Origin of the sequence: Collinsella sp. AM42-18AC (assembly GCF_003467965.1) — a bacterium.
GTDB lineage: Bacteria > Actinomycetota > Coriobacteriia > Coriobacteriales > Coriobacteriaceae > Collinsella.
The window spans coordinates 364,564-382,951 of record NZ_QSFY01000001.1 but is presented as its reverse complement, the minus strand read 5'-3'; the positions used below and the strand labels follow the sequence as shown (position 1 = coordinate 382,951).

The 18,388-nt window shown below is 60.8% G+C and carries 10 protein-coding genes; 8 read left to right on the top strand and 2 right to left on the bottom strand.

The annotated features are described in order from the left end of the window. Positions 1 to 75: 75 nt before the first annotated feature. The 8 genes from bilR (at position 76) to DW913_RS01475 (ending at position 15,866) form a co-directional block, all read left to right on the top strand. Positions 76 to 2,106, top strand: a complete 2,031-nt coding sequence (gene bilR, locus DW913_RS01515) for a bilirubin reductase, long form (RefSeq protein WP_233541967.1) — start codon at positions 76 to 78, stop codon at positions 2,104 to 2,106. A 449-nt stretch (positions 2,107 to 2,555) separates the two neighbouring features. Beyond that, the gene (locus DW913_RS01510) at positions 2,556 to 2,951 is read left to right on the top strand and encodes a helix-turn-helix domain-containing protein (RefSeq protein ID WP_089573462.1); all 396 of its coding nucleotides are present in this window, start codon (positions 2,556 to 2,558) and stop codon (positions 2,949 to 2,951) included. A gap of 287 nt (positions 2,952 to 3,238) precedes the next feature. Continuing rightward, the gene (locus tag DW913_RS01505) at positions 3,239 to 6,121 is read left to right on the top strand and encodes a proton-conducting transporter membrane subunit (RefSeq protein ID WP_117797348.1); all 2,883 of its coding nucleotides are present in this window, start codon (positions 3,239 to 3,241) and stop codon (positions 6,119 to 6,121) included. Positions 6,122 to 6,133: 12 nt separating this feature from the next. Next, a complete protein-coding gene (locus tag DW913_RS01500) occupies positions 6,134 to 6,721 on the top strand; it encodes an NADH-quinone oxidoreductase subunit B family protein (protein ID WP_117797346.1) in 588 nt (195 codons plus the stop codon). Further along, positions 6,721 to 7,437: an NADH-quinone oxidoreductase subunit C gene (locus DW913_RS01495; protein WP_117797344.1), complete on the top strand. Its 717-nt coding sequence runs from the start codon at positions 6,721 to 6,723 to the stop codon at positions 7,435 to 7,437. Before DW913_RS01500 ends, DW913_RS01495 begins: the two co-directional genes overlap by 1 nt. Before the next feature lie 5 nt (positions 7,438 to 7,442). After that, positions 7,443 to 8,531 carry a nickel-dependent hydrogenase large subunit gene (locus DW913_RS01490; RefSeq protein ID WP_117564061.1) on the top strand — a complete coding sequence of 363 codons (1,089 nt, stop codon included), beginning with the start codon at positions 7,443 to 7,445 and terminating at the stop codon, positions 8,529 to 8,531. A 7-nt stretch (positions 8,532 to 8,538) separates the two neighbouring features. Then, positions 8,539 to 8,880, top strand: a complete 342-nt coding sequence (locus DW913_RS01485) for a 4Fe-4S dicluster domain-containing protein (RefSeq protein WP_117564062.1) — start codon at positions 8,539 to 8,541, stop codon at positions 8,878 to 8,880. 704 nt (positions 8,881 to 9,584) lie between these two features. After that, positions 9,585 to 15,866 (top strand): Spy0128 family protein, encoded by a 6,282-nt coding sequence (locus tag DW913_RS01475; RefSeq protein ID WP_117564063.1) that lies wholly within the window; start codon positions 9,585 to 9,587, stop codon positions 15,864 to 15,866. 606 nt (positions 15,867 to 16,472) lie between these two features. Here DW913_RS01475 and DW913_RS01470 read toward each other — a convergent pair. Both DW913_RS01470 and DW913_RS01465 read right to left on the bottom strand, forming a co-directional pair. Next, the gene (locus tag DW913_RS01470) at positions 16,473 to 17,102 is read right to left on the bottom strand and encodes a response regulator transcription factor (RefSeq protein WP_117564064.1); all 630 of its coding nucleotides are present in this window, start codon (positions 17,100 to 17,102) and stop codon (positions 16,473 to 16,475) included. Further along, the gene (locus DW913_RS01465) at positions 17,099 to 18,244 is read right to left on the bottom strand and encodes a sensor histidine kinase (RefSeq protein WP_147324140.1); all 1,146 of its coding nucleotides are present in this window, start codon (positions 18,242 to 18,244) and stop codon (positions 17,099 to 17,101) included. The genes DW913_RS01470 and DW913_RS01465 overlap by 4 nt, the downstream gene beginning before the upstream one ends. Between the last annotated feature and the right edge of the window lie 144 nt (positions 18,245 to 18,388).

The window sequence follows — 18,388 nt, the reverse complement described above, 5'->3', positions numbered from 1 at the left end:
ACTGTGCTCCCATGCCATATCCTCTAGACAACTACGCGGCACCATCGCCGCCGCGCCTATAAGAGAGGAATGTCCATGACCGCACCTGCATCCAAGCTGCTCCAGCCCATTACGGTTGGCCCCCTTGAGCTCAAAAACCGCATTATGTTCCCGCCGCTGACCACCGGCTACGAGGAGCGCGACGGTTCCATCGGCGAGCGCAGCCTGGCTTTTTACGAGCGCCTAGCCCGTGGCGGCGTGAGCTACATCGTCATCGGCGACGTCGCTCCCGTTATGACCGCGAGCCCCACGCCCAAGTTGGCGACCGACGCCCAGATCCCCACGTTTAAGGCGCTGGCCGACGCCGTTCACAAGCACGGCGCCAAGGTCGCGCTGCAGCTGTTCCACCCCGAGTACGACGTGCCCGGTGTCGGCCGCATGGTCATGGGTTCCATGGCCGCCGCCAAGGCTGCGCAGGAGGCTAAGGCCGCCGGCGACGAGGAGACCTTTGCCGCCAAGATGGCCGAGTCCAACGAGATCCGCAAGCAGGCCTACGCCAAGTTGCACCACGATATGCAGCACTTTGTGAACGAGGCGAGCGTAGAGCAGCTCACCCAGATCAAGGAGGCCATCGCCGCCTCGGCCGCTCGCGCGCAGCAGGCCGGCATTGACGCCATCGAGGTCCACGGCGACCGCTTGGTGGGTTCGCTATGTTCGGCCATCCTCAACAAGCGTACCGACGAGTACGGCGGTTCGTTCGAGAACCGCGTTCGCTATGCGCTCGAGGTCGTCGCCGCCATTAAGGAGGCCGCGCCGCAGCTGATGGTGGAGTACAAACTGCCCGTGATCATGGAGAACCCCGACGGCACGCCGCGCGGCAAGGGTGGCCTGCAGCCCGACGAGGCCTGCGAGTTCGCCAAGCTGCTCGAGGGCGCGGGCATCGACATGATCCAGGTCGCGCAGGCCAACCACACCGGCAACATGGGCGACACCATTCCGCCCATGGGTGCCATGCCCTACAACTGGACGCTGCCGGTGGCCGAGCGCGTCAAGGCCCTGGTCTCCGTGCCGGTGGCCACCGTCGGCCGTGTTGTTTCGGTCGAGGCCGGCGAGAAGATTCTTGAGGACGGCGCGGCCGACATTATCGCCTATGGCCGCTCGCTCATGTGCGACCCCGACATTGCGCTGAAGGCCGCGACCGGCGAGCCCATCCGCGAGTGCCTCAACTGCAACAAGGGCTGCGTCGATGCGATTCAAAACCGCAAGTACATCTCGTGCGTGCTCAACGCCGAGAACGGCGACGAGGCGACCATCGCCATTAAGCCGGGCGAGGGCGACAAGAAGATCGCCGTGGTGGGCGGCGGTATTGCCGGCCTGGAGGCCGCACGCGTGGCGGCCAAGCGCGGCTACGACGTGACCGTCTATGAGGCGAGCGATCACTTGGGCGGCCAGATTGTGCTGGCGGCCGCGCCTCCGCGCAAGGATGAGATTATGCGCTCGGTCGAGTATTACGAGAAGATTCTGCCCGGCCTGGGCGTGAAGGTCGAGCTCAACCATGCCGCTACGGCCGAGGATCTCAACGCCGCCGACGCCGCGATTGTGGCCGTGGGCGCACACGACGTGGTCATCCCCGTTCCGGGTGCCGACTCGGACAAGGTCGTCTCGAGCTGGGACGTGCTGGCCGGCAAGGTGGAGCTCAGCGGGCGCGTCGCCGTCATTGGCGGTGGCCTGGTGGGCACCGAGACTGCCGAGTACCTGCTGCAGCACGGCTGCGAGGTGGCGATCGTCGAGATGCTCGACAAGATTGCCGCGGGCGAGTCCGAGACCATTCTGCCGCTGATCATGAGCGACTTCGCCGCCCACAACGTGGAACAGCACGTTAAGACCCGCCTGACCGCCGTTACCGACGAGGGCGTGGAGGCCGTGCACACCACCGAGGACGGCCCCGAGGAGCCGGTGAAGATCGCCTGCGATTACGTGGTGATGGCCGTGGGCTCCAAGGCCAACGCGTTTGACCTGGATGGCGTGACGGTGCCCGTGACCTGCGTGGGCGACTGCTCGGGCGAGCGCACCGCCGACATTGCGAGCGCCATTCGCACGGCGTATCACGCGGCCAACGAGCTGTAGTTGAACATCGCGGCCAGGCGGGGCGGTAGCACGGATCCGCCTCGCCCGGCTGTGTCCCGTCGGGTGTCAACCGGTGCGGGGCCTGCAAGCGCAGCAGGCCCCGCCCTTTTTGTTTTGCTTCGGTGGATGGCAATGCGCGGTAATCATGAGGAGTAAGGACGTCTACTGCCTTGCCGATTACTCAAAATTATTGGGGGAGGGGTTAATAACTATATCCTCTATGCCAAAGGACATAAAGAGGTGTCAATTTTGTTGACAGGCGAATGACGATTGGCTGCGAGTCAGCTACCAGCGTAAATAATCGATAAAGAAATGTCGTAAATTGGTGCCAAATGCCCAGATAACGCCGCGTCTATTTTAATTAACTGCTTTGAGCAAACAGTAAAATGCTACTATCTAACTTGCACGTAAGAAAGCAGATTAACGGTTAAGGCTAAGAAGTGGCAGGTATGTCGGAAGCAACTAGGACTCGCACGCATGCGCCCGAGGTTAGGCAGCGCGCCGTCGAGATCCTCCAAGAGGGGGTCGGTCATCGCGCCCTCGCCGCGGAGCTTGGCATTCCCCAGGCCACGGCTCGTCAGTGGGCCCGCGCGTATGCCGTAGGCGGTGCCGACGCCGTTCTCAACGCCGGTTCGCATCATCACACCTATTCGTACGAAGTTAAGCTCGCCGTGGTCAAGGACCGCTTGGAAAACGGCTTAACGGTTCGCGAGGCCATGATCAAGCACAAGATTCCCAGCGAGTCTTCGGTCAAGGCTTGGTGCCGCCAGTATCGCGAGAGCGGTGAGTCCGCGCTGGTTGATAAGCCGCGCGGTCGCAAGCCGCGCGTTAAAAAGGCGGAATAGCGAACGGGATGGTGCGCCCACAGGGGCGCATTTTTCTTGCCGCGCCAACTTTTTGGACCGTCGTGAGCCTACTGGAACATCCTCCAAAGTGGTTAATAAACCGCGCGCAGTGGCCCGTGCGCCCGCCGCCGCGATAGGGGGAGCGTCGCCTCTCTGCTCCAAAGCGGACAGACTCGTTACCCCGTACGCCTAAAACTCCCCAGTTGACCGAAAACCCGCCGCCGCTACTCCTCAACTGAGCTATAACGTTAAACAATTGCAGCGTTTTTGCATGGGGGAGTGATGGTATGACGCTACTGTATTTCCTTACCCTGTTTCCGCTGGTACCGGCGCTGGGCATGCTGCTCGCGCGCGGTGACCGCGCCCGCGATGCGCTAGGGCTTGTAGGCTCTGGCATCATTATGGCGGTGACGGTTGTAGTCGCCGTCATGTTTTTTGGCACGGGCCCGCAGAGCTTCGAGGTTGCCCCCGGCACCTCGCATGTGCTCTCGATCATCAGCTCCGTCATCGACGTGATCCTGTGCGCCGTCATCCTGTACAACGCGCGTAAATATAAGAGCACGCTCACCACGGTGCTCGGCGTGGTGCAGCTGGTGGGTTCGGTTGCCTTCGCTGCCATGACGCTGCCCGCGGCCGAGGTTGTCACCGCCACGCCGCTCTACCTGGATTACATGAGTGTGATCATGGTGCTTGCCGTCGGCATTGTCGGCAGCCTTATCTGCGTGTACGCCCTGGGCTACATGAAGGACTTCCAGGCCCACGACGAGCACGAGGCAGCGCTGCGCGGGCAGGCGGCGCCCGACCGACGCCCGCAGTTCCTGGCGCTTATGTTCCTGTTCCTCTCGGCCATGTTCGTCATCGTGACAAGCGACAACCTTGAGTGGCTGTTCTGTGGCTGGGAAATCACCACCGTGTGCTCGTTCCTCATGATTGGCTACACGCGCACGCCCGAGGCCATAAAAAACGCTTTCACCCAGATCATCCTCAACATGCTGGGCGGCATCGCGTTTTTGGCCGGACTCATGTACCTGCACGTTAACGGCATGCCGCTGACCATCTCGGGCATGATCGAGCTTTCCAGCGCCGGAACCGCGCAATCCGCGCTGCTGGTGATGCCGGTCCTGTTGCTGTCGCTTGCCGCGCTCACCAAGGCCGCACAGATGCCGTTCCACACTTGGCTATTGGGTGCCATGGTTGCCCCCACGCCCACGAGTGCCCTGCTGCACTCGTCAACCATGGTCAAAGCCGGCGTGTTCCTGATGGTCAAGCTCAGCCCGCTCTATGCCATCTATCCCGTGACCGGCTTTATGGTCACGAGCGTGGGTGCCATCACGTTTTTGCTCGCTGCCCTCATGGCCATCTCGCAGAGCAACGCCAAACGCGTCCTCGCGTACTCCACCATTTCCAACTTGGGCCTCATCAGTGCTTGCTTGGGTGTCGGCGCGCCCGAGGCCGTATGGGCCGCCATCTTCCTGATCCTGTTCCACACGGTGGCCAAGTCGCTGCTGTTCCTGTGCGTGGGCACGGCCGAGCATCATATCGGCAGCCGCAATATCGAGGACATGGACGGTATGTTCAGCCGCATGCCGCACCTTACGCGTCTGATGATGCTGGGCATCATGGGCATGTTCGTGGCACCGTTTGGCATGCTCGTGTCCAAGTGGGGCGCCCTGGTGGCGTTCGCGCAGACCGGCAACGTGCTCATGATCATGGTGCTTGCCTTTGGCTCGGCCGCGACGTTCTTCTTCTGGGGCAAGTGGCTTGCCAAGCTTTCGGGCGTCGACCCCACGGCTCAAAACGTTGAGGTCAATGTCCATAAGACCGAATGGATGGCCCTCAACACCATCGCCGCGCTGCTGATTCTTTGCTGCGTGGCGTTCCCGCTCATCTCGAGCGGCCTGGTGTCGCCTTACTTGGCCATGGTGTTTGGCCGCGTGCCGTACGTTATTGGCAAGGACTCCATGTATCTGATGGTGGTTATCGTGGCGTTTATCGCCGTGGTGCTGCTGACTTCATTCCGCGTGAGCAACAAACCGCACGTAAACGTATATCTTTCGGGCGTGGGAACCGACAATTACCGCCATTTCCGCGGCTCGATGGGACACGAGGTGAAGGCCGAAAAGCGCAATTGGTACTCGGAGGACGCCCTTGGCGAGAAGCGTATTGGCCCCGCGGGTAGCGTCGTGTGCTGCAGCATTATCTTGTTTGCGCTGCTGTGTTGCGCGTGGATTGGGCCCGAGAGACTTGCCATGAGTGCGCCCTCGGTGCTGCGCGGTAAGTATTTTGAAGGTTCGGGTGTCGTGGGCATATTTATTGGTACCGTGGCGTTTGCCTTGATTGCGCCGCTTGTGGGTGGCCTGATCGACGGCCTTGACCGCAAGCTTTCGGCCCGCATGCAGGGCCGTGTGGGCCCGCGCCTGCTGCAACCGTTCTACGACGTTGCCAAGCTGCTGCGCAAGGCTCCTGCCAGCGTAAACACCATGGACGATACCTATATGGCATGCGCGCTCATCTTTACCGTCGTGGGCGGCGGCATCTTTGTGTCGGGTTCCAACACGCTGCTGTGCGCTTTTATGGTTACGCTCGCCGCGATCTTTGTGGTGCTGGCGTCCGCCTCGACGCAAAGCCCGTTTGCCCAGGTTGGTGCCGATCGTGAGTTGCTGCAGGTCATGAGTTACGAGCCCGCCGTTCTGCTGATGAGCGTGGGCCTGTACCTTGCCACCGACAGCTTCGATTCCATCGCCGTGACGGGGCAGTCGGCCCCCATCATCGTGTACAGCGCGCCCATTTTCCTTGCGCTGCTCGCGGTGCTCACCATCAAGCTGCGTAAGTCGCCGTTTGACCTTTCGTACTCGCATCACGCGCATCAGGAGATTGTCCAGGGCGTCGCCACCGAGATGAGCGGCAGCACGCTGGCCAAGATGACCCTTATGCACTGGTGCGAGACCGTGCTGTTTTTGATGTGGGTGGGCATGTTCTTTGTCTGGGACAACCCGGTGAGCTGGGTGGTCGCCCTGGTCGTGATGGTCGCGACGTATTTTGTCGAGGTACTGATCGACAACACCTTCGCCCGCAGCACCTGGCGCAGCTGCTTTAAGCTCGGCTGGGGCGTGGCGCTGGTGTTTGGCCTGCTCAACCTTATGCCCATCCTCGTCGACGTGTTTATTTAGGAGGCGGCATCCATGGATCATAAAATGTCGCGCTCGCCGTGGGTTATTCATTACGACGGCTCGAGCTGCAACGGATGCGATATCGAGGTGCTGGCCTCGCTCACGCCGCTGTTCGATGCGGAGCGCTTTGGCGTGGTCAACACCGGCAACCCCAAACATGCGGACATCTTTTTGGTGACGGGCTCGGTCAATGCCCAGAACCTGCCCGTCGTGCGCCAGATCTACAACCAGATGCTCGAGCCCAAGTGCGTGGTGGCGTGCGGCATCTGCGCGTGCTCGGGCGGCGTGTTCCGCGATGCCTATAACGTGATCGGCGGCGTGGACCGCGCGATTCCCGTGGACGTGTACGCGCCCGGGTGCGCCATTCGCCCCGAGACGGTGATCGATGCCATCGTGGAGGCGTGCGGCATCTTGGACCAGAAGGAGGCCGTGATGCGCGCCGGCGGCGACCCGCTCACCGTGGGCGGTGCCGCTACCTGGGACGGTGGCGTTGAGCTGGGCGAGGACGGGTTTGTGGCCGCGGGGGCCGGGACTGATGGCGCCGGTGACGCGCCTGTCGGGAAGCCCGCCGCGCCCGCCGCTGCGAAGGAGGCCGAGTAATGCAAAAGGCAATCTATACCACCGTCGGGATCGACGAGCTCCTGGCGCATGTACAGGCGCTCAAGGGCACCGGCGCGCGCTTTGTGCAGATGCATGCCGAGCGCTGTGTGGACGACGGCACGTATCGCTTGGTCTATACGTTTATCAACGTTCATGCTGCTCAGGAGCATATTGCGCAGGACGGTAGCTATGCGATCGAGAACCTGGTGGTTGAGGGAATTGATCGGCACCAGGAGATTCCGTCCATCAGCTCGTACTGTCCGGCGGTATTCCCGTTTGAAAACGAAGCGCACGACCTATTCGGTCTTGCCATCACCGATATGCAGATCGACTTTAAGGGCTTTTTCTACCAGGTCTCGACTGCCGAGCCCATGAGCGTTATCACGCCCGAGGTGAAGGCTGCGCGAGAGAAAGCCATGAAGGTCCGTGCCGCTGCCGAGGCCAAGGCGCGCAAGGCCGCGGCCGAGAAGGCCGCCGCTGCTGCGGCTGCTGCAGGGGAGGGCGCTGCCAGCGCCGGCGATGCCGCGGGCGCCGCTGCTCAGCCCGCTGCGGCTGCCGGCTCCGATGCTCAGCACGATGGGGCTGCTGCGAAGGCGGCGCTCAAGGCCGCCGAGATGGAGGCAAAGCTCGCCGCCATGGATCCCGAGAAAGCGGCCAAGGTCCGCGCGGCGCTTGCCGCCAAGGCCGCCCGCGACAAGCAGAAAAAGGAGGCGTAAGGTCCATGGCACATCGCTCCGTTATTCCGTTTGGCCCGCAGCACCCGGTGCTGCCCGAGCCGCTTCATCTGGACCTGGTGATCGAAGACGACCGCGTCATCGAGGCAATTCCGCAGATCGGCTTTGTGCACCGCGGACTCGAGAAGCTCACCGAAAAGCGCGACATGCATCAGTTTGGCTACATCGCCGAGCGCATCTGCGGCATCTGCGCCGTGGGCCATAGCTGCGGCTACGCCAGCGCCTGCGAGCGTATGCTCGGCATCGAGGTGCCTGGTCGCGTGCAGTATATCCGCACCATTCTGCATGAGCTTTCGCGCATTCATTCGCATCTGCTGTGGTTGGGTCTGCTTGCCGATGCCTTTGGTTTTGAGGCGCTGTTCTATCGTTCGTGGACCCTGCGCGAGCAGATTCTCAAGATCTTTGAGAGCACTTGCGGCGGCCGCGTGATTTTGTCGATCAACGAAATCGGCGGCCTTAAACACGACATTGAGGACTCTGAGCTGGCGGGCATTGTCCAGGCGCTCGATGCCATGCGCCCCGACTACGAGGCCCTGGTGCATACGTTTTTGGACGACAATAGCTGCGGCGAGCGCCTGCATGGCGTGGGCGTGATCAGCAAGAAGGACGCGCTGGAGCTTTCGATGGTCGGCCCGTTTGGGCGCGCCTCGGGCGTGGACTACGACGTGCGCATGTTCGGCGACGGTGCCTATGCGGACCTGGCTGCGTTTGAGCCCATCGTTGCTACCGATGGCGATTGCTATGCCCGCTGCCAGGTGCGTTGCGCCGAGGTCACGCAGGCCATGGACATCATCAAGGAGCTTGTGGGCAAGATTCCGCACGACGGGATCGGCGGGCGCGCCAAGCTTACGCCGGCCGACGGCGCACGCGGCGAGGTTGTGATTGAGCAGCCGCGCGGCGAGGCGTATTACTATGTGCGCGGCAACGGCACCAAGAACTTGGACCGTTTTCGCGTGCGCACGCCGACGTCGCAAAATCTGGCGGGTCTGACGCATGCGCTGCAGGGCGTGCTCATTGCCAACGTGCCCATGATTATCCTGACCATCGACCCCTGTATTAGCTGCACGGAAAGGTAGGCGCGGCATGAGTTTGCTGACATTTGCCAAGACGGCCTTGGGTTCTATGGTCAAGCAGCCGGTAACGGTGTGCTATCCGCAGGAGAAGCTCGCGGCACCCGAGCGCCTGCGCGGGCATATCGTCAACGATATGGACGTGTGCATCTGCTGCGGCATGTGCGCGCGCCGTTGCCCGGCGGGTGCACTTGCGGTCGATCGCAAGGGCGGAATGTGGTCGATTGACCCGTATGCCTGCGTGGTGTGCGGTGAGTGCATCGAGAGCTGCCCCAAGCACTGCCTGACTATGGACACCGCCCGCACTCCAGTCGCAGCGGACAAGACTCCCACGGTGGAAACCAAACCGGAATAGGGCTGGGATAGGGGCCGATGGGGCAAATGCCCCACCGGCCCCGCGCTTAAACGAGCGGTGGAGCCGCCGCGAACAAAACTATGCCGGATTACGGGGCTGGATAGCGAACCTCCGACCATACAGAAAATCGCAAAAACAAAACCTCAGGTAATTAGCCTGCCGTTTTTCAAAAAATGGTGGTATGGATAAGGGCCCCGACATTAGCCCCGTAATCCGGCATAGTTTTGAAATACCACCATATCCGTAGCATCCCTTGATCTCCCGTGGACAGAGGGAAACGGATCATTTTGGCCTTGCGAGGGCTGCCGCGTGACCCGTCTGCCACGAAATGGGCCCATCTACTACGTTTAGGCCGCTACCCTCAACCATAACGAACAACGCAAAAACAAAACCGCAGGTAAAATGCCTGCGGTTTTTCATGAAATGCGGCTATGGTCAGGGGTATCGGGTCAAACGTAGTAGATGGGCCAGTTTTGAGGCGAGCACCACCAATTGATCCCCCGGGGACGGAGGAAAACGGGTCATTTTTGCCTGATGGCTCGAGTCGCACCCGTTTTCCTGCGAAAACGCCGTGTCTCAACTTTGGTGAGACATTTGTCTCACGCCCAAAACACAATCTGGAACATGTGTCACCTGCCCTAATTGTGTCTCATTCCGTAACTTTAGGCTGATGCAAGGTCTGAGACCGCGAGAAGGGAGACGTGATGAGTAAGTACACGAGGGGTCTCTTGGCGGTGATACTTGCCGTAGTGCTTGTGTTGCCGGCTGCAGCATTTGCCATGCTGCCCGAGGCCAACGCCAGGTCCAGCACCGGAATGGACGGGCCGACAGTAAGCGGAACGGTCGTCGACCCCGACACCAGCGGACGCTGGGAAATCTGGGCGGCCGGTCACAACGGTAACAAAGTAACGACTCAAAACGTCGGCCGAATCTGGACCGACAAGACGGTCAAGAAAGCCGGAGAAAACGAAGCGTCAGATTTTGTGACTACGCTTTCGGCGATGTCCTCGACGTCTAATTCAACCGTAACGGTTACCACGCCACTCGACATCGTGATGGTGCTGGACGCCTCTGGCTCGATGGATGATCATATGGGCGGTATAGACTCACCTAAGCGTATCGATGCGTTGAAGAACGCTGCGAATAGCTTTATCGATACCATTGCCAAGCAAAACGAGGGCATCGAGGGCGTCAATAGGCAGCATAGGGTTGCCATTGTTAAGTTTGCGGGCAAGAAGTCCAACGATATCGGCAACAATATGTATCGCGACGGAGGGTACTCCTACAATTACACCCAGGTTATGAAAGAATTGACCTACTGTTCCGGCAGCAATGCGGATGATCTCAAGAAGAATACAATTAATCAAATTCAGCCTGCCGGCGCCACGCGCGCCGACTATGGCCTAGAGCTGGCCGAGGGAATCACTATCACTTCTGGCCGCAAAGACGCCAAGAAGATTATTGTGTTCTTTACCGACGGTACGCCAACAAAGCAAAATAAATTCGATGCGGGTGTCGCCAACGCTGCCGTGACAGCTGCTAAGAACATGAAGGACAGCAAGGCCACCGTTTATACTATCGGCATCTTTGATGGCGCGGACCCCAGCGCTGGTATCCAGGATTCGGGAAAAAGCCAAAAAGAGAACAAGTTCATGCACGCCGTTTCGAGCAACTACCCCAATGCCACGGCATGGGATACTCATGGTGCACGCGCGGAAAACTCCGACTACTACAAGTCGGCGACCAATGCCGAAGAGCTCAAGAAGGTCTTCGACGACATCTCGCAGGCCATCACATCGGAGGCGCCTTATCCGACCGAAATCCATAAGGGATATGACAAGACCAAGTCTGGCTACATCACGTTTACCGACGAGCTGGGCGACTTTATGCAGGTCGATGGATTTACCGAAGTCGTCATCAACGGCACGCCGTTTACCGAGGCGAGCAAGACGTTCAATGAAGAAACCAATACCGACACATATGAGTTCACCGGCAAGGCAAAAGACCTGCTCATTACCGTGCAGCGTGCCGGCGATGACAATCCCCAGAAGGGCGATATCGTAACGGTTAACATTCCTGCATCGTTGATTCCGCTGAGCCACTTTAAGACCGTAGACGGCAAGCTTTCGGTCGACAGCGTTAAGCCCATCCAGGTGAAGTATGCTTCGAGCGTGAAGAGTGTTGCGCTCGACAACCTATTTACGCCTGAGAAGGTCACGGGGCTCAAGACTTACATCGAAAAGAATACGACCGTTGCCGACGATGACAGCAAGACCGTGAGCTTCTACGCAAACAAGTGGAAGACCGGTGCGTTGGGTGATACGGTTGCGACCTTTGAGCCGGCCGATACCAACCGCTACTACTACTTCCAGAAGCAGACTCCCATTTACACCGATAAGGAATGCACGCAGCCTGCAAAGATTTCACTGGCAGAAAAAGGCACCTATTACTACAAGGATGAGTTTGAGGAGCAGGGCGAGAACAACGAGGCCAAGTCCGCCACTGCCGTCATCGAGTTTATCGGCGGCGACGCTGCGAAGTTTGACGGCGCCATAGTTCGCGACAAGGACGATAACCTTTCGTTTAGCGTGGGAACCGCGCGCCTGGCCTTTATCGACGAGCTCCACACCACCAAGGAGGGTGTGGGCGGCAACTTGACCGAGACCGCGCTCGACGTGCTCAACCCCAGGTGGAACAACGTGTCCGCCAAGGCGGGTGCTACGCATGTCAATTCCTACTTGGGCAACAACGGCAAGATCAGCTATAAGTACGACATGACGCCGGCAAAGGTTGACACCAAGGCTAGCTTTGGCCTGACCAAGGTGCTCGAGGGTCGCGAGTGGACGAAAGAGGACAAGTTTGAGTTTGGTCTGACGTCCGAGAACGGTGCCCCGATGCCGAAGTCCACGACCGCGGTCGCGACCCAGGGCAACAAAGCCATCGATTTCGGCGAGATTACCTACACCGAGCCCGGCACGTACGTTTATAAGGTCAGCGAGAAGAACGCCGGCCAAACTATCGATGGCATCACTTACAGTGGGAATGTCGCGGAGATTACCGTGACGGTAACGCCCAACAAGAAGGGTGAGCTCAGCGCTGACGTACAGGTGACTTCGGGCGAGACTGAGTTCAAGAACACCTACGCTGCAAATTCCGTCGATTCAAGCGTCACCGACAAGATCAAGGTGACCAAGGTCCTGACCGGACGCGACCTCAAGGCCGGCGAGTTCAGCTTTGAGCTGCGCGAGGGTCTCGGCGAAGACGCGAAGGTTATCGAGACCGTCAAGAATGACGCCAACGGCAACGTTACGTTCAAGGCTATCAAGTACACCGAGATCGGTCAGCACATCTACACGCTGCACGAGGTCAAGGGCAATGCCGGCGGCATCACCTACGATGGCACGACCTACACCATCGTGACGACCATCAGCGATAACAACAAGGGCCAGCTGGTGGCTACGCACGAGCTGCAGGGCGCCGCCGAGGACGTTAAGAGCATTAAGTTCGAGAACTCCTACACCGCCACGCCCGTCGCGGCATCGCTCGTGGGTAAGAAGAACCTGCAGGTTCCTGATGGCTTGACCCCGGCCGATATTGCCGGCAAGTTCACCTTTACCGTGACCGGTGAAGAGGGCGCACCCATGCCCGCGAACGCGAGCGTGACCAATGATGCCAAGGGCAAGGTCGACTTTGGCAAGATCACCTTTACGCTCGACGACCTTAACAAGGCCCTGGGCGAGAAGCCCGAGAAGCGCGAGCACACCTTTACCTACACCGTGACCGAGTCTGGCGAGGTCGCTGGCGTGACCAACGACGCTAACGCCACGCGCAAGGTTTCCTACACCGTGACCGATGACGGCAAGGGTAATCTGAGCGTATCCCACAAGCCGGACGGCGATGCGGCATTTGCGTTCACCAATACCTATAACGTGAAGTCTGTCGAGACGAGCGTCACCGAACAGATTACCGCGACCAAGTTCCTGACCGGCCGCGACATGGCTGAGGGCGAGTTCTCCTTCGAGCTCGTCGAGGGCGGGGACAAGGACGCCAAGGTCGTCGCCACCGGCAAGAACGCCGCCGACGGCACGATTACGATGAGCCCCGTGAAGTACGAAAAGGCCGGAACGCACACCTACACGCTGCGCGAGGTCAACGGTGGAACCACTAGCAAGGGCATTACCTACAGTGACGCCAAGTTCACCATCGAGACGACCATCACCGATAACGGCGACGGCACGCTCAGCGCCCAGCATGTTCTGAAGAACGCCGAGGCTGCAATCTTCAAGAACACCTACAGCGTGACCCCGCTCGACACTGAGCTCGACTTTGGCCTGAGCAAGGCCATTGACGGTCGCGACTGGACGGATGGGGACGAGTTCAGCTTTACCATCACCGCCCCCGAAGGCACCCCGCTGCCCGATCCCGCAACCGTAACCGTGAGCAAGAGGGACGCGAAGGACGGCATCGCCGCCATCAAGTTCGGTAAGATCCACTACGCCGCTGCCGGAACCTATAAGTACGAGATTCGCGAGAACGCGGGCAGCACGGTCGGCATGACGTATGACGCGCATGTCGCAACCGCCGAAGTGACCGTGACCGAGGACAGCGATGGCACCCTGACCGCCAACGTCACTAAGAAGGAAAACGGACGCTTTACCAACACGTACCGCACTGAGCTCGATTACGCCGCGGCCGGCGGCCTCAAGCTCAGCAAGACCCTCTACGGACGCCCCATGACCGAGGGCCAGTTCACCTTTACCGTGACGCCCGCCGACGATGGTTCGGCTAGCGCACTTGGCCTGCTGCCCGGGGCCAACAACTATGAGTCCCCCGCAACGATAGAGGGAACAGTCGGCCAGATTGACATTCTGGCGGGCCATGAGGTCAAATTTACGCAGGCTGATGCCGGCAAGACCTTTACATACACCGTTGCCGAGAAGAATGACGGCCAGCCGGGTTACACCTACGACGACGCTGTCCGCACCGTGACGATCGCCATCGCCGACGACACCGCCGGCACGCTCACCGCCACGACGACCGTCTCCGGCGGTTCCGAGGGCACGCTGGTGACCGAGTACAAGACCGGCGCGGCCGCGGTCGAGAGCGCCGTGGTCCCGTTCGTCAACAGCTATAGCGCTACGACCAACACGCCTGGTGGCACCGCTGCTCAGGTCGTTGCCGCCAAGACCCTGACCGGTCGCCCGATGGTTGACGGCGAGTTCTGGTTCGGTATCGCCTATCAGGGTGAGCTTGTGGGTTATGAAAATCTCAAGCCCAATATCGGTGGGCACGTGAGCTTTGATGCGCTGCACTACGACACCAAGATGCTTGCCGATCTTGAGTCTGCCGGGCTTGCCCATCGTACCGACAAGGACGGTAAGCTTGCTTGGACCATTAACTACACGGCCTACGAAGCTATACACGGGCTGCCGAACGGCGTTTCTGCTACAACGTGGTACTTTGGCTTTAAGGTTATCGTCGTCGATAACGGTGACGGTACCCTGACGGCAACGGTCGACTACGGTGGCATCGAGCCCTTGTTCGAGAACGTCTACGGCGCCGATGCCGTTGACGCCGCGCTTGCCGGCACCAAGAAGCTCCAGGCTGCCGAGGGCCTGACCCCGGCCGACATCACGGGTAAGTTTACCTTTACCGTGGCCGCCGATGAGGCGGGTGCCCCGATGCCCGAGCGCACGACCGCAACCAACGACGCGGCCGGCAACGTGGACTTTGGCAAGATCCACTTTACGCTCGAGGACCTCAACCGCGCCCTGGGCGTGACGGACGATGCGACCGATAAGGCCGAGGCAGACGAGGCCGACGAGGCAGAGGCTGAAGAGGCCAACGCCGACGCTGATGCCAACGCCGACGAGCCCAGCGACGAGTCCGAGCCCGCAGGTCCCGCTGCCCCGCGCTCGCACACCTTTACCTACACGGTGACCGAGTCCGGCACCGCCCCTGGCGTGACTAACGACGCCAATACCGCGCGCAAGGTTTCCTACACCGTGACTGACGACGGCGCTGGGCACCTGAGCGTCAAGCGCGACGGCGGCGACGGTGCGGACTTTACGTTCACCAACACGTACAGCGTGACGCCTACCGATTCTTCCGTGACCGATCAGGTCACGACCGTCAAGCGTCTGACCGGACGTGATCTTGCAGCTGGCGAGTTCACGTTTGAGCTGCTCGAGGACGGCGTGACTGTCGCTAGCGGCACCAACGACGCTAACGGCACCGTTACGCTGAGCCCGATCCGCTACGAGGCACCCGGCACGCACATGTACACGCTGCGCGAGGCTTGCCCCAACGCGCTCGGCCTGTACAAGGGCGTCACCTATGACGGTACGACCTACACCGTCGTGACCACCGTCTCCGACAATGGTGACGGCACGCTGACCGCGACGCACAAGCTCGAGGGAACCACCGAGTCGGCTGGCTTTACCAACAAGTATCACGCCATGCCCACGCAGGTTTCCATCGGCGCCATCAAGGTGCTCGAGGGACGCGAGCTCAAGAAGGACGAGTTTAGCTTTAAGCTCGTTGGCGAGGACATCGAGTCCACCGTCACCAACGATGCCGACGGCAAGATTAACTTCGACAAGTTCGAGTACGACGAGCCTGGTACGTACGTCTACACCATCAGCGAGGTCAAGGGCGACGAGGCCGGTATGACCTACGACAAGTCCGTCTTTACCGCGACCGTCAACGTGGTCGACGACGGCGAGGGCAACCTCAAGGCGAACGTCACCTTTACCAAGGGCGACAAGAGCGTCGAGGGTATCGTGTTCAACAACACGTACAAGAAGCCCGAGACGCCCGTGCCGACGCCCGATCCCGGCACGCCCAAGACCGTGACGAACATCGTCAAGACGGTCAAGGGTTTCCTGCCCACCACGGGTGACCAGCAGGCCGCCGCACTGCTCATGGCATTTGTTATTGCCATGGCCGGCGTCGGAGCCCTGGTCTGGGGTATCCGTAAGCGCTAGGCACGCTGGCAGCGCCCGGGGCCAAAAGGCCCCGGGCGGCCGGCGGGGAGCCAGAACATAGCCCCACCCCCACCCCCAGCCGCCACGGAGACGTCTCCCTTCTCCGTGGCGGCACTTTTGTGCGCAGGGGAGGAAGGGCCGCCACGAAATCGGCCCATCTACTACGTTTATCCCCTTACCCCCAACCATGCCAAAAAACGCGAAAACAAAACCGCAGGTAGAACGCCTGCGGTTTTCTGGAAAACAGGGGTATGGTCGGGGGTATCGAGTCAAACGTAGTAGATGGGCCGATTTCGTGGTTGGCGCCGCCAAATGATCCCCCGGGGACGGAGGAAAACGGATCATTTTTGGCCCCACGCGGCTGGTGGGTGCGTTCGCGCAGGACCGTTCAAACAAAACTATGCCGTTTTCGGGGCTAAACTCAGGACTCCCATCCATACCCGCGTTTTCTGCAAAATGACGGCTCGTCTACCTGCGGTTTTATTTTCACGAATATCGGCATGGTTGGGGACTCGTGACTCAGCCCCGGAAACCGGCATAGTTTTGAAATGGCATTAAATCGGTGGCAGCCATTTTGCTATGCCGGAGCGGTTGATCGTCGGGCAACTACCCTCGCAGGTAGGCGATGGCGATCTGCGTGCGGTTGCGCAGGCCCATCTTTGCCAGGATCGAGCTGATGTGGTTGCGTACGGTGCCTTCGCCCATATAGGCGGTGGCGGCAATCTCCTTGTTGTCGAGGCCGCGGGCGATGAGCTCGGCGACTTCGAACTCGCGGTCGGTTAGGCTGGCGAAGGCCGCGGGCCGGCGGGTCGTGCCGGCATCGACGCCCGTCCCATCAAAGTTGATATCTTCGATCGCCTTACCCTCGAGCACGCGTTTGCCGTCCATGACTTGCGCCAACGCCGGAGGAATGACGGCGACATCGGTTTTAATCAGGTAGCCGCGGGCGCCCAGTTTGAGCGCCGACACAATGTACTCGTCATCCGAGAATGTCGTCAGAAACACCACGCGCGCCGAAGGGTCGCGCTCAAGGATTTCGCGCGCCGCCGAAAGGCCGTCGCGCCCCGGCATCTGAATGTCGAGCAGCGCGATATCGGGCGCGTGCTCGGCGTAGAGCGCCACCGCGTCGTTGCCGTCGGCTCCGGTGCCCACCACTTCGATCTGCGGCTGGGCGCCCAGGATAATCTTGAGCGAATCGACTACCAAGCGGTCGTCGTCGACAACTATGAGCCTCATCGGGCGTCATCTCCTTGCTGTTTGGGGACGGTGGCAAACACGCGCCAGCCGGGGGCGCCGGCGCGCAGGCCGGCGGTGAAGGTTCCGCCAAGCGCCTCGACGCGCTCGCGCATGGAGACGAGCCCCATGCCTTCTGCGACGTTGCTGCTGCTCGCCGGGGTCGCGTCTGCGCCATCATCGGTAACGATGAGCTGGTAAAACGACGGATGCTCCATGCACCGCACGGTAATGGTTTTGGCATGGGCGTGGCGCATGGCGTTGGAAAGCGCCTCGCGCAGCACCGCCGCAAAGCAGTTGGCGACGTTGGCGGGCGCATGCTCGGTCAAAACCTCAAGCTCAATCTGCGGACCGCTGTCCGAGCGTGCGCCTTCAACGATGCGTTCGAGCTGCACGGAGAGGTTGGTTGCATTGTCGTTGAGCGCGTGGACGCTGGCGCGCACGAGCTGGAGCGCCTCGTCAACGGTGTATTTGACGTCGGCGAAATCGGCGGCAACGCCGGGCTCGTTGGCATGGACCACGCGCAGGGCTTCGGTTTGAAGCGAAGCGCGCGTGAGCTGGTGGCCCACGTTATCGTGGATTTCGCGCGCGATGCGGGCGCGTTCGGCGAGCGTCGCGAGCTCGACTTCGTAGTCCTGGCGGTCGGCGAGGTCGCGGTTGCGTGCCTCGAGTGCCAGGGCGCGTTCTTGCAGCTTGTCGCGGGTGCGACGCATGCGTTCCTGTTCGCGCTCCAGCTGCGCGGTGCGCAGCGACAGCAACGTGGCGGCGACCGAAAGGATGGCGGTCAGCAGGAGCGTTCGGGCGGTGAGCGCGTCGGTGCGAAGGTCCGCGACGAGCGCAAAGACAAAGGTGGCGCCAATGCCCAGCGCGGCCCAGGCGTGCTCACGGCGCGCCCGCCGCGCGATGTCATAGAGGGCGAGAGGCGCAAACGGCACAAACGGCGGCACGAAAACGGCCGCGATGACGTAAGCGCAGCTCGCGGTCTCGCTCGCGCGCCGGGCGCTTTTCCCCTGCGCGAGCTCAGCCAGCGAGGTGGCAATAACGCCAAGGCAAAACGCCGCGACCAGGCGAGCATCCACAGCAAGGCCCGTGGCGGCTGCGATGCAGCACGCCAGCACGATCGATTTGTCGAATAGCCTGTTCATACGGGTATTGTACGCGATGCCGCGCACGGGGGAGGCGCCACTCAGAGCAAGCGTGACATTCCTCCCACGCGGCGGGGCGGTCGCGTCAGCAGGCCACGCGACCAAGCCCCGCACTCGTGACAAAGCTCACTGGTGCGCGCCGGC